We start from the raw sequence: 12494 nt of genomic DNA, 5'->3' as shown, positions 1-12494 counted from the left end.
CCCCGGGCGGCGCCGCGTTGGAGAACCCTTCCCCCTGCTCACCAGGAGCACGAGGGTGCCCCGACCGCAGCTGGGCACGGCAGGCGCACGTCTCAACAGTAGGCCGCGGAAGGCTTCCACGGGCAGCGGTCGTCGACGGTTGCCCGAATGCGCCCCGGCCACCCGTATGCATCTGGTATGCGCCGATCGGGTGACCTTCAACCGCCACTCTTCGCTACTCCTCGGTCGGAAGGGCCACTTCGGCCGCCGCCTCGGGTCCCTGTTCCAGCAGGACGGTGAAGCCGTCCTCGTTCAGAACCGGCACCTTCAGTTGCATCGCCTTGTCGTACTTCGATCCCGGATTGTCACCCACAACGACGAAAGATGTCTTCTTCGAAACCGAACCGGTCACCTTCGCCCCTTGGTTCTGCAGGGCGTCCTTGGCGCCGTCCCGGGTGAAGTGCTCCAGGGTGCCGGTGACGACGACCGTCAACCCTTCGAGGGCACGCGGTCCCTCGTCCTCCCCGGAGCCCTCCTCCTCCATGCGGACGCCGGCGGCCCGCCACTTGCGCAGGATCTCCTGGTGCCAGTCCTCGGCGAACCACTCCTTGAGCGAGGCCGCGATGATGGCGCCCACCCCGTCCGTGGCCGCGAGCTCCTCCTGCGACGCCTGCTCGATCCGCTCGATCGAGCGGAACTCGCGAGCCAGCGCCTCGGCCGCGACCGGTCCGACGTGACGGATCGACAACCCGGTGAGGATGCGCGCCAGCGGGCGTTCCTTGGCGGCGGCGATGTTCTCCAGCATGGCGAGCGCGTTCTTCTTCGGCTCCCCCTGCTGGTTGGCGAAGACCGTGGCGATCTTCTCCTCGCCCGTCTTCGGGTCCCGCTTGGGCAGCCCGCTGTCCTGGTCGAGCACGTACGCCTTGATGGGCAGCAGCCGGTCGATGGTGAGGTCGAAGAGGTCGCCCTCGTCCCGCAGCGGCGGGTCGGCCGGCTCCAGCGGGTTGGTGAGGGCGGCCGCGGCCACGTAACCGAACTGCTCGATGTCCAGCGCCTTGCGGCCGGCCAGGTAGAACACCCGCTCGCGCAACTGGGCCGGACAGGAACGGGCGTTGGGGCAGCGCAGGTCGATGTCCCCCTCCTTCATCGGCCGCAGCGCCGCACCGCAGGCCGGACACTCGGACGGCATCACGAACGCGCGCTCGCTGCCGTCGCGCAGGTCGACCACCGGGCCGAGGATCTCCGGGATCACGTCACCGGCCTTGCGCAGCACCACCGTGTCGCCGATCAGGACGCCCTTGGCCTTGACGACCTCCTGGTTGTGCAGGGTGGCGAACTCGACCTCGGAGCCCGCCACCGTGATGGGCTCCACCTGGGCGTACGGCGTCACGCGGCCGGTACGGCCGACACCCACACGGATGTTGACGAGCTTGGTGTTGACCTCCTCGGGCGCGTACTTGTAGGCGATCGCCCACCGGGGGGCACGGGCCGTCGAGCCGAGCCGCCCCTGGAGGCGGATCTCGTCGAGCTTGACGACCACGCCGTCGATCTCGTGCTCCACCGAGTGCCGGTTCTCGCCGTAGAACGCGATGAACGCCCGTACGCCGTCGAGGTCGCCGACCACCTTGTTGTGCGGGGAGGTGGGCAGGCCCCAGGCCTTGAGGAGGTCGTAGGCCTCGGAGAGGCGGGTGAGGCCCTCGTAGCCCTCCAGCGCGCCGATGCCGTGCACGACCATGTGCAGCGGGCGGGAGGCGGTGACGCGCGGGTCCTTCTGGCGCAATGAACCGGCCGCCGCGTTGCGCGGGTTGGCGAAGGGCTTGTCGCCCGCCTCGACCAGCCGGGCGTTCAGCTCCTCGAACTTCTCCATCGGGAAGTAGACCTCGCCCCGGATCTCCACCAGGGTCGGGACCCCGTCGCCGTCGAGGCGGTCGGGGATCTCCGCGATGGTGCGCACGTTGGGCGTGATGTCCTCGCCCGTGCGGCCGTCGCCACGGGTCGCCGCGCGCGTGAGACGGCCGTTCTCGTACGTGAGGTTGACGGCGAGGCCGTCGACCTTGAGCTCGCACAGGAAGTGGTACGCGGAGCTGCCCACGTCCTTGTGGACGCGCTCGGCCCACGCGGCGAGCTCCAGGTCGTCGAAGGCGTTGTCGAGGGAGAGCATGCGCTCGCGGTGCTGGACGGCCGTGAACTCCGTGGCGTACGCGCCCGCGACCTTCTGGGTCGGCGAGTCGGGCGTACGCAGCTCGGGATACTCATCCTCCAGTGCCTCCACGGCGCGCAGGAGCCGGTCGAACTCGGCGTCGCTGATGACGGGAGCGTCCTTCACGTAGTACCGGAAGCGGTGCTCCTCGATCTGCTCAGCCAGCTGCGCGTGCTTCTCCCGTGCCTCGCTGGGCACCGCCGTCTCCGCTTGCCTGTCGCCGGCCACCGTGTCGTCCTCCCGTTACTCTGGGTTGTCCGCGAGGGATCTCGCCGCCTGGACGCAGTGGGCGAGTGCCTGGCGCGCGTACGCGGGGGAAGCTCCCGCGAGGCCGCACGACGGCGTGAGCGTGACCGCCTCCGTGAGCAGCCCCGGTTGCAGCCCCAGCCTGCGCCACAGCGTCCTGACACCCATGACGCTACCGGCAGGGTCCGACAATGGGGCGTCCACGCCCGGCACGACACCGGCGAACAGCCGGGTACCTCCTTCGACCGCCTCGCCGATCACGTCGTCGTCACGCTCGGTGAGCAGCGAGAAGTCGAAGGAGACCGCTGCCGCGCCGACCCGGCGCAACAGGGCGAACGGGACGTCCGGCGCGCAGGAGTGGACCACGACGGGGCCGTCGCCGTGCACCCCGACGACGTCCCGGAGCGTGGCCTCCACGACCTGCCGGTCGACGGCGCGGTGGGTGTGGTAGCCGCTGGCGGTCTTCACCTGGCCGCGCAGGACGGGGGTCAGGGAGGGTTCGTCGAGCTGGAGCACGAGCTGCGCGCCGGGTACCCGGCGCCGCACCTCGTCGAGGTGGAGGCGCAGACCCTCGGCGAGGGAGCCGGCGAGGTCGCGGCGGGCGCCGTGGTCGGAGAGCACCGACTGACCGTTCTTCAGCTCCAGCGCGGCGGCCAGGGTCCAGGGCCCGACGGCCTGCACCTTCACCTGGCCCTCGTAGCCCTGCGTGAACTCCTCCAGCGCGTCGAGGTCCTCCCCCAGCCAGGACCGGGCCCGTTTGGTGTCCCGGCCCGGCCGGTCGCCGATCCGCCAGCCGCTGGGCTCCACGCGCGCGAACAGCTCGACGAGCATCCCCGCGGTGCGGCCGATCATGTCGGCGCCCGGGCCGCGGGCCGGCAGCTCGGCAAGGAACGGGAAGTCCTCGAAGGACCCGGTGGCGGCCCTGGCGGCCTCGCGGGCGTCACCGCCGGGCAGGGAGCCGACGCCGGTGGCGGGGCCGAAACTGAAATGTGCGTTCACGGGTGAAGCCTACGTAGGCGCGGGGGCGCGGCTCGCCGCCGCCGGCGGTCTCACCGCCCCGGACGCACCGTCAGGTCGTTGACCTCCGCGTCCCGGGGCAGGTCGAGGGCCATCAGGATCGTCGTCGCGACCGACTCCGGGTCGATCCACTCCCCCGGGTCGTACTCCTTGCCCTCCTGCTGGTGGACCTTGGCCTGCATGGGGCTGGCGGTGCGGCCGGGGTAGACGGAGGTGACGCGGACGCCGTTGCCGTGCTCCTCGGCGCGCAGGGCGTCCGCCAGCGCCTTCAGGCCGTGCTTGGAGGCGGCGTACGCGGACCAGTCGGCGCTCGCCCGCAGCCCCGCCCCGGAGTTCACGAAGACCACGTGTCCCCGGGTGGCCCGGAGCTGGGGCAGGAAGTGGCGGGTCAGCTCGGCCGGGGCGATCAGGTTGACGTCGAGCTGGTGGCGCCAGGCCTTCGGGGTCAGGTCGCCGACCGGGCCCAGGTCGACCACGCCGGCGACGTGGAGGAGGGAGTCCACCCGGTCGGGGAGCGTCTGGTGGGAGAAGGCCCAGCTCAGCTTGGCGGGCTCGGCCAGGTCGCCGACCAGGGTCCGGGCCCCGGGAAACTCCGCCGCCAGCTCCTTCGCGCGGCCCGCGTCGCGCGCGTGCAGCACGAGTTCGTCCCCGCGCGCGTGCAGACGGCGGGCGACGGCCGCGCCGATGCCGGAACCGGCTCCGGTGATCACATGAGTAGCCATGCCCGTCATGCTCGCATCACCGGCACGTCACTCGATGCCCTGGCTCTCTTCCAGGCAGGCCAGCGCGCCCACCGCCTCCTCGGCGAAGAACACCAGGTCGGTGAGGGGGACGGGCAGGAAGCCCTCGTCCTCCATGCGCCGGAACTGTTCCTTGAGGCCGTCGTAGAAGCGCGCGGTGTTGAGCAGCACGACCGGCTTGTCGGTGTGCCCGTGCTTCTTCAGCTCGAGGATCTCGGTCGCCTCGTCGAGGGTGCCCGTTCCGCCGACCATGACCACCACCGCGTCGGCCTTCTCCAGGAGCAGCCTCTTGCTCCCCCACTGCCTCAAGGGCGCGGGAGGTACCCCCAGGCGAGATCACGCGCGATGACCATTTCCTCGACCCCGGCCCGCGCCGTGGCCGCGAGGAAGTCCACCGACACCCCGCACAGCCGGCCGCCCGCCTCCTGCACGCCGTCCGCGACCACCTTCATCAGGCCGACGTCGGAACCGCCCCACACGAGGGTGTGACCGCCCTTGCCGAGCAGTTCGGCGAACTCGCGCGCGGGGCGGGTGTAACGCTCGTCGAGGTCGGCGGCGGAGAGGAAGACGCAGATACGCATGCGGCCGCCGTACGCGGGAAGAACCCGGGGCCCGCGGGCGCTGTTCCGACATGACCCGAGGACACACGATCACGATCGAGCGGGACGGCCGGCACATCAGGGTCGTCCACGGCGGCCAGGTGCTGGCCGAGACCGACCAGGCGCTCGCCCTGCGCGAGACCGGCTGTCCGGTGCGGTACTACATCCCCGCCGAGGACGTACGGCTCGACCTCCTGACCCCCTCCGACACCCACACGTACTGCCCCTTCAAGGGAACGGCGTCGTACTGGTCGCTGCCCGACGCGGCGGACCTCGTCTGGGGCTATCCCGATCCCAAGCCCGATGTCGCCGAGATCAAGAACCACCTCTGCTTCTACGAAGTGGAAGTCGCGCAGGCGGAAGTCCCGTAAGCGGAGGTGTCGCAGACCGATGACCGCCGTGCCGTGCGGCAGTCTGCATGAGCATGGACAAGAAGACCATTTCGCGCGACGGCACCGAACTCGCGTACGCACGCGCCGGCGAGGGGCCCGCGGTCATCCTGGTGAGCGGGGCGATGTCCACGGGCGGCACCATGGCGCCCCTGGCCGGCCTGCTCGCCGACCGCTTCACGGTTCTCCGGTACGACCGCCGGGGCCGCGGCGAGAGCGGCGACACGGCACCGTACGCGGTGGCACGCGAGGTCGAGGACCTGGCGGCCCTCATCGACGCGGCGGGCGGCGAGGCGGCGCTGTACGGCATCTCCTCGGGCGGCGCGCTGGTGCTGGAGGCGGCGGCCGCCGGCCTGCCGGTGCCGCGGGTGGCCGTGTACGAGACGCCGTACGCCCTGGACGAGGAGAGCGCGCGGGGACGCGCCGCGTACACGGCGAACCTCACCGAGGCGCTCGCGCAGGGGCGGCGCGGGGACGCCGTCGAACTGTTCCTGCGGCTGACGGGGCTGGCCGAGGAGATGATCCGGGGCGCCCGTCAGTCACCGATGTGGGAGGGGATGGAGGCCGTCGCGCCGACCCTCGCCTACGACGACGCCGTCATGGGCGGCGGGACACCGCCCCGGGAGCGGCTGGCCTCGATCGGCGTGCCGGTGCTCGCCGTGGCGGGCGAGGCCAGTCCGCCGTGGCTGCAAGAGGCCACGCGTGCCGTCGCGGACGCGGTCCCGGACGGCGCCTACCGCGCCCTCGACGGCCAGACCCACATGGTGGACCCCAACGTCCTCGCGCCGGTGCTGGCGGAGTTCCTCGGGTCGCGCGGCTGAGGGTCAGGCCACCCCGGCCGTCGCCCGCACGGTGGTCGCGATCGTCGCCGAGCCCACCACGCGCGTGTCGTCGTACAGCACGATCGCCTGGCCGGGGGCCACGCCCCGGACGGGCTCCGTGAAGGTGACCTCCAGGGAGCCGTCGACGAGTTCGGCCCGCACCTCGGTCTCGCCGCCGTGGGCGCGCAGCTGGGCCGTGTAGGTGCCGGGGCCGGTCGGGGCGGCGCCGCACCAGCGGGGCCTGATCGCGGTCAGGGCGCCGACGTCCAAGGAGGCGGCCGGGCCGACCGTCACCGTGTTGTCCACCGGGGAGATGTCGAGGACGTAGCGCGGCTTGCCGTCGGCGGCCGGGGTGCCGATGCGCAGTCCCTTGCGCTGGCCGATGGTGAAGCCGTACGCGCCCTCGTGGCTGCCCACCTTCACACCGGACTCGTCGACGATGTCGCCCTCCGCCCGGCCCAGCCGGTTCGCGAGGAAGCCCTGGGTGTCGCCGTCGGCGATGAAGCAGATGTCGTGGGAGTCGGGCTTCTTGGCGACCGCCAGGCCCCGGCGCTCGGCCTCCGCGCGGATCTCGTCCTTCGTCGTCACCGTGTCGCCGAGGGGGAAGAGCGCGTGGGCGAGCTGCCGGTCGTCGAGGACGCCGAGGACGTACGACTGGTCCTTGGCCATGTCGGAGGCGCGGTGCAGCTCGCGCGTGCCGTCCTCCCGGACCAGCACCTTCGCGTAGTGGCCGGTGCACACCGCGTCGAAGCCCAGGGCGAGCGCCTTGTCGAGCAGCGCGGCGAACTTGATCTTCTCGTTGCAGCGCAGACAGGGGTTGGGGGTGCGGCCGGCCTCGTACTCGGCGACGAAGTCGTCGACGACGTCCTCGCGGAAGCGGTCGGCGAGGTCCCAGACGTAGAACGGGATGCCGATGACGTCGGCGGCACGGCGGGCGTCGCGGGAGTCCTCGATCGTGCAACAGCCCCGCGCGCCGGTGCGGAACGACTGCGGGTTCGCGGAGAGCGCGAGATGGACGCCTGTCACGTCGTGGCCGGCTTCCGCGGCGCGGGCGGCGGCCACGGCGGAGTCGACCCCGCCGGACATGGCGGCGAGTACGCGAAGGGGGCGGGAACGCTGCGAGGTCTCAGTCATAACCCTTCCAGGGTACGGGTCGCCGGGAACCGGAGCCCGCGAGTATGCGTTGACGATCACGAGGGGCGAGGAAGGGCACGTACATGGGGGCGAAGAAGAGCGACTCCGACCGGCGGATCGGGCGGCGCGCCCTGCTGATCGGCGGGGCGGCGGCCGCCGTCGGCACGGGCGTGCTGGCGCGTGACGAGCTGGCGCGGCTGTACTGGCGGCTGCCGGGCGTGCGCAGGCAGCGGACGGAGGGGGCGGTGGACTTCCGGGGCGCTCGGTGGGTGGCAGCGTCGGAGGCCAACTTCCGCTGGGCGGACCGGCCGGACGACTACGGGATCGACATGGTCGTCGTCCATGTCACGCAGGGCGACCTCGACAGCGCGGTGAAGGCGTTCGAGGACCCAAGACACAAGGCGGCCGCGCACTACATCGTCGGCAAGGACGGGCACGTCACCCAGATGATCCGGGAGCTGGACGTGGCGTACCACGCGGGCAACCGGGCGTACAACGAGCGCAGTGTCGGCATCGAGCACGAGGGCTTCGTGGACCGGCCGCGGGACTTCACCGACGCGATGTACGCCGCCTCCGCCCGGCTGACCGCCGCGATCTGCCGGCGGTACGACATAGCCGTCGACCGGGAGCACATCATCGGGCATGTGGAGGTGCCGGGCACGGATCACACCGACCCGGGCGAGCACTGGGACTGGGATCGGTATCTGCGGCTCGTGCGCGAGGCGTCGACCTCGACCGCCTGAGAACCGGCAATGTGATAAAGGTCACATGTACTCAAAACCGTGAACAATTGATGAGAGCCGTCCGTCCGTTGTGTCCCGCGCCCCGAACATGACCTGCGCTCCACCAACTTGGCTTTTCTTCAAGGGAGTTGGAGAACAGGGCGGTCGCACAGCCTCCTCGGCTCACTCCTAAGTTCGGCTCAGTCTTCACATAGGCCTTACCTCAAAGCTCCACGGCCATGACCCACACCACAGATCCCGCGTCCGGCGCGGGACGGCAGAGCAAGGGTGCCCACGCGCGAAGCGAGCGGGCCGCCAAGGACGAGCGCCACACGAAGAGCGGTGAGACCAAGAGCGGGCACGGCAAGGGCCTGCACCGGCGGAAGTTCCTCGGTGGCATGGCGGGCGCGGCCGGGCTGGCCGCCGTCGGGACCGCCGGGGTCACCTTCTCCCTGCTGACGGGCGGCAACAGCAACAAGGCGTCGGCCGCCGACGCCACCGGCGCCCTCACCATCCCCGACCTGCTGGAGGCCACCACCACCGACGGCGCCACCACCTACACCCTGACCGCGAAGACCGGCACCGGCGAGGTGCTCAGCGGCGTCACCAGCACCACGGCCGGCTACAACGGCTCGTACCTCGGCCCGACCTTGAAGTGGACCAAGGGCGAGACGGTCCTGATGAACTTCACCAACAGCCTGGGCGCGGACACCTCGGTCCACTTCCACGGCGCCCACATCCCGCCCAAGATGGACGGCGGCCCGCAGAACGCCTTCGCGGACGGCGTGACCTGGTCGCCCACGTTCGAGGTCCTCGACGAGGCCAAGACCCTCTGGTACCACCCGCACGCCTTGGGCACCACGGCCGAGCAGGTCGTCCACGGACTGGCCGGGATGATCATCGTGGAGGACGACTCGGCCGCCTCGGCCGCGCTGCCGAGCGAGTACGGCGTCGACGACATCCCGATCATCCTCCAGTGTCTGGCGGTCGACAGCGCCGGCGACATCAAGTACGAGGCCACCGGCTACCGCAGCTCCGGCGTCAGCTTCCCCGTACTGGTCAACGGCACCAACGTCGACGCCACCACCCTCGGCTTCACCGCCACCAAGAAGCGCACCCGCTTCCGGGTCCTCAACGCCTCCCCCGCCGACATCATGACCGTCCAGCGCGGCGACGGCGGGACGCTCACCCAGATCGCCACCGACCAGGGCTACCTCACCGAGGCCACCGAGGTGACCACGATCCGGCTGGTGGCCGGCGGCCGCGCCGAGTTCGTCCTCGACCTCGAGGACGCGGTCACGCTCCAGGCCGTCGTCACCACCGGCTGGATCCGCGGCGGAAGCGGCACCTACGACTTCCTGACCGTGACCCCGGACGCCACCGACACCCCGGCCGCCCTGCCGAGCACGCTCAACACCATCACCCGGTACGACACGAGCGCCTTCACCGCGCGGACGATCACCCTCGGCCAGGGCGCCGGCGGGACCATGACCATCAACGGCTCGGTGGGCACCACCATGGCCGGGATGGCGATGATCAGCACCACGCTGGACGCCGAGGAGATCTGGACGATCACGAACAGCACCCAGCTCGAGCACTCGTTCCATCTGCACGACGTGCCCTACCAGGTGATCGAGATCAACGGCGAGACGCCGACCGGCGTCGACCTCGGCTGGTTCGACACCTTCGAGGTGGTCGGCGGCGGCTCCATCAAGATCGCGATGAAGTTCACCGACTTCACCGACGACACGTACATGTACATGCTCCACTGCCATCTTCTCCAGCACGAGGACGAGGGCATGATGGCGTCCCTCATGGTCACGGAGAGCTAGCCAGGCCCCCGCGGGCCAGTCACTCCAGCCTCCTGAGCAGGCTGCCGCCGGCAGTGGAAGTGCCGGCGGCAGCCCCTGGCCCGGCGCACCCGGGCCGAGTCCATGGTGGCGGCGGTGGCTGGCAGACGCCTTTGAACAGAGCTCCTCCCCGACGGCGGTCTCCCACGGGGCGTCCGGCGCCGCCGCCGAGGATCGTCGGCGTTACGTCAGTCCGGCCGCGCGGGCCCGCTCCACCGCCGGGCCGATGACCTTGGCGACCGCCTCGACATCGGCCTCGGTGGAGGTGTGGCCGAGGGAGAAGCGAAGGGTGCCGCGGGCCAGGTCGGGTTCGGTGCCGACGGCCAGCAGGACGTGGCTGGGCTGGGCGACGCCGGCGGTGCAGGCGGAGCCGGTGGAGCACTCGATGCCCTGGGCGTCGAGCAGCAGCAGCAGGGAGTCGCCCTCACAGCCCGGGAACGTGAAGTGGGCGTTGGCCGGGAGCCGGTCCACCGGGTCCCCGCCGAGGATCGCGTCCGGGACGGCCGTACGGACCGCGTCGATCAGCGTGTCGCGCAGGGCGCCGATCTCGCGGGCGAACCACTCGCGCTGCTCGGCGGCGAGGCGTCCGGCGACCGCGAAGGAGGCGATGGCGGGGACGTCGAGGGTGCCGGAGCGGACATGGCGCTCCTGGCCGCCGCCGTGCAGGACGGGCACGGGGGTGTGCTCACGGCCGAGGAGAAGGGCGCCGATGCCGTACGGGCCGCCGATCTTGTGGCCGGAGACCGTCATCGCGGCGAGGCCGGAGGCGGTGAAGTCGACGGGGACCTGGCCGAAGGCCTGGACGGCGTCGGCGTGCAGCGGGACGTCGAACTCGGCCGCCACGTCCGCCAGTTCACGGACCGGCAGGATCGTGCCGATCTCGTTGTTCGCCCACATGACGGTGGCCAGGGCCACATCGTGAGGGTTGCGGGCGATGGCTTCGCGGAGCGCCTCGGGGTGGACCCGCCCGTAGGAGTCGACCGGCAGGTATTCGACCGTGGCGCCCTCGTGCTCGCCGAGCCAGTGCACGGCGTCGAGGACCGCGTGGTGTTCGACCGGGCTGGCCAGGACGCGGGTGCGGGCCGGGTCCGTGTCGCGGCGGGACCAGTACAGGCCCTTGACCGCGAGGTTGTCGGCCTCGGTGCCGCCGGAGGTGAGGACGACCTCGCTGGGACGGGCGCCGAGCGCGTCCGCAAGGGTCTCCCGGGCTTCCTCGACCGTGCGGCGGGCCCGCCGGCCGGCCGCGTGCAGGGAGGAGGCGTTGCCGGTGACGCCCAGGTGCGCGGTGAGTGCCTCGACCGCCTCGGGGAGCATCGGCGTGGTCGCGGCGTGGTCGAGGTATGCCATGGTGGCGCCGATTCTACGGGGGCCGGGTGGCACGTCTCGCTGGCAGGTGAGTGCGGGCGGTCAGAAGCTCCAGGAAACCGTCGAGTCCGCCTGCATGAACGCCACCAGGACCAGCAGGTCGGCGATGCCCAGACCCAGTCCGAGGAAGGCGCGCCCGCGGCGGGCCGTGCCGCGCCAGAGGGCGACCGTCGCCAGGACGATGGCGATCGGGCCGAGGAAGACGTTGAGGACGAGCAGGCCGAGGAGGCCGAGGACGAAGGACGCGACGGCCATTCCGTCGGTGTCCCGGATGCCGGTGGGGCGAGTGCCGGTGGGGCGGGTGGCCGGTGCGGTGAGTTGCATGGCGGGTCAGCTCCTGTGGATGACGGTGCGACGGGTCAGTGGGTCGAGGTGTGCCGGCGACGGCCGTGGCGCTCGCGGAGCGCGAAGACGCCGAGCCAGGCGGCGATCACGGCGGCGGCGACGAGGGTGAAGGCGAACGGCGCGTGGGCCACGGTGCCCATGACGACGCCGAACAGCAGCAGGGCCGCAACGAGGAACAGCATGGGATCGGATCCCCCTCCGTAAAGTTTGGGTGAACAGTTGTGGTTACACTTGTTCACTGACTTTCGAGTCTAGCGTGTACCCCGGCTTTCCAATTCCAGAGAACAGTTGTTAACTGGATGATATGAGTCACACCCTCGGCATCCGGCAGGCCCAGAAGCAGAAGACCCGGCAGGCGCTCATGGACGCGGCCTTGGTGCTGCTGGAGGAGCAGAGCCTGAGCAGCCTGGGGCTGCGCGAGGTCACCCGTGCCGTCGGGGTCGCCCCGACCGCCTTCTACCGCCACTTCCGCTCCACCGCGGATCTGGGCGTGGCCCTGGTCGAGGAGGCGCTGGGCAGCCTGCACCCGATGATCCGCACCACCGTGACCACGGCCGGCTCGAGCGAGGAACGCATCACGCGCGCTGTCGAGTTGATCGCCGGTCATGTGACCGCGTACCCCGCTCCCGTCCGTTTCATCGCCCGGGAGCGACATGGCGGGGTACAGCCGGTGCGAGAGGCGATCCGGGACCAACTGGCCCGGTTCGCCGAGGAGGTGAAGACCGAGCTGGCCAAGGACGCCGAGGCCGAGGGCTGGAGCGACGACGACCTGCTGATGCTCTCGCATCTCTACGTCGACCAGATGCTCGTCACGGCCTCGCTGTTCCTGGAGGCGCTGGAGTCCTCGCCGGAGGAACAGGAGCGGGTCAACCTGCTCGCCGCCCGCCAGATGCGGCTCATCAGCATCGGCCGCCGGCACTGGCTGGACTGACGGTCCCGCGGCCCACCCGTACGCCACAGGGGCGGGGGGGGGGGGGGCGGGGGGGGGGGGGGCGGGGGGGGGGGGGGGGGGGGGGGGGGGGGGGGGGGCAGGCCGAGCCTTGGGAGGCGCTGCGCGCGCGGCGTGGTCCTGCCGGGGGTTGCGGGG

12 protein-coding genes and 1 pseudogene are annotated in these 12494 nt (G+C 71.4%); 5 read left to right on the top strand and 8 right to left on the bottom strand.

Annotated elements, in window-relative coordinates; genetic code table 11:
• Positions 1-214 precede the first annotated feature (214 nt).
• From ligA to ACIRPU_RS23220, 4 genes and pseudogenes are all read right to left on the bottom strand, one after another.
• Positions 215-2407: an NAD-dependent DNA ligase LigA gene (gene ligA, locus ACIRPU_RS23235; RefSeq protein ID WP_403870275.1), complete on the bottom strand. Its 2193-nt coding sequence runs from the start codon at positions 2405-2407 to the stop codon at positions 215-217.
• A gap of 15 nt (positions 2408-2422) precedes the next feature.
• Positions 2423-3424, bottom strand: a complete 1002-nt coding sequence (locus ACIRPU_RS23230; RefSeq protein ID WP_403870272.1) for a methionine synthase — start codon at positions 3422-3424, stop codon at positions 2423-2425.
• A gap of 50 nt (positions 3425-3474) precedes the next feature.
• Positions 3475-4164 carry an SDR family oxidoreductase gene (locus ACIRPU_RS23225; RefSeq protein ID WP_403870269.1) on the bottom strand — a complete coding sequence of 230 codons (690 nt, stop codon included), beginning with the start codon at positions 4162-4164 and terminating at the stop codon, positions 3475-3477.
• 27 nt (positions 4165-4191) lie between these two features.
• Positions 4192-4763, bottom strand: a pseudogene (locus ACIRPU_RS23220) (LOG family protein).
• A 50-nt stretch (positions 4764-4813) separates the two neighbouring features.
• Between ACIRPU_RS23220 and ACIRPU_RS23215 the strand changes: the two are divergent.
• Together ACIRPU_RS23215 and ACIRPU_RS23210 are read left to right on the top strand one after the other, a co-directional pair.
• Positions 4814-5152, top strand: coding sequence for a DUF427 domain-containing protein (locus ACIRPU_RS23215; protein ID WP_403870266.1), 339 nt, complete (start codon positions 4814-4816; stop codon positions 5150-5152).
• A 53-nt stretch (positions 5153-5205) separates the two neighbouring features.
• Positions 5206-5991: an alpha/beta fold hydrolase gene (locus tag ACIRPU_RS23210; protein ID WP_403870263.1), complete on the top strand. Its 786-nt coding sequence runs from the start codon at positions 5206-5208 to the stop codon at positions 5989-5991.
• A 3-nt stretch (positions 5992-5994) separates the two neighbouring features.
• Here the strand turns inward: ACIRPU_RS23210 and mnmA are convergent, their stop codons facing one another.
• Complete coding sequence (gene mnmA, locus ACIRPU_RS23205) at positions 5995-7125, bottom strand: tRNA 2-thiouridine(34) synthase MnmA (protein WP_403870259.1); 1131 nt, start codon at positions 7123-7125, stop codon at positions 5995-5997.
• Between the two features lie 83 nt (positions 7126-7208).
• On the opposite strand from mnmA, the gene ACIRPU_RS23200 reads away from it, so the two are divergent.
• Together ACIRPU_RS23200 and ACIRPU_RS23195 are read left to right on the top strand one after the other, a co-directional pair.
• Positions 7209-7868 (top strand): N-acetylmuramoyl-L-alanine amidase, encoded by a 660-nt coding sequence (locus ACIRPU_RS23200; RefSeq protein ID WP_403870256.1) that lies wholly within the window; start codon positions 7209-7211, stop codon positions 7866-7868.
• A gap of 218 nt (positions 7869-8086) precedes the next feature.
• Positions 8087-9679 carry a multicopper oxidase family protein gene (locus ACIRPU_RS23195; RefSeq protein ID WP_403870253.1) on the top strand — a complete coding sequence of 531 codons (1593 nt, stop codon included), beginning with the start codon at positions 8087-8089 and terminating at the stop codon, positions 9677-9679.
• 201 nt (positions 9680-9880) lie between these two features.
• Here ACIRPU_RS23195 and ACIRPU_RS23190 read toward each other — a convergent pair whose 3' ends face one another.
• Genes ACIRPU_RS23190 through ACIRPU_RS23180 form a run of 3 tightly spaced genes read right to left on the bottom strand, consistent with a single transcriptional unit; the run spans position 9881 to position 11589 of the window.
• On the bottom strand, positions 9881-11044 hold the full coding sequence (locus ACIRPU_RS23190) for a cysteine desulfurase family protein (protein ID WP_403870250.1): 1164 nt from the start codon (positions 11042-11044) through the stop codon (positions 9881-9883).
• A 60-nt stretch (positions 11045-11104) separates the two neighbouring features.
• Entirely contained in the window at positions 11105-11386 is a 282-nt protein-coding gene (locus tag ACIRPU_RS23185; protein WP_355708790.1) for a DUF4190 domain-containing protein, read from the bottom strand.
• A gap of 35 nt (positions 11387-11421) precedes the next feature.
• A complete protein-coding gene (locus ACIRPU_RS23180; protein WP_199824938.1) occupies positions 11422-11589 on the bottom strand; it encodes a hypothetical protein in 168 nt (55 codons plus the stop codon).
• 122 nt (positions 11590-11711) lie between these two features.
• Here ACIRPU_RS23180 and ACIRPU_RS23175 point away from each other — a divergent pair, with 122 nt between their 5' ends.
• Positions 11712-12338, top strand: coding sequence for a TetR family transcriptional regulator (locus ACIRPU_RS23175; RefSeq protein ID WP_403870246.1), 627 nt, complete (start codon positions 11712-11714; stop codon positions 12336-12338).
• Positions 12339-12494 lie beyond the last annotated feature (156 nt).

The sequence above is a fragment of the Streptomyces sp. NPDC102259 genome (genome assembly GCF_044766465.1).
Taxonomy (GTDB): Bacteria; Actinomycetota; Actinomycetes; order Streptomycetales; family Streptomycetaceae; genus Streptomyces.
The sequence above is the reverse complement of the archived record's forward strand: the minus strand, read 5'-3'. Positions and strand labels throughout refer to the sequence as shown.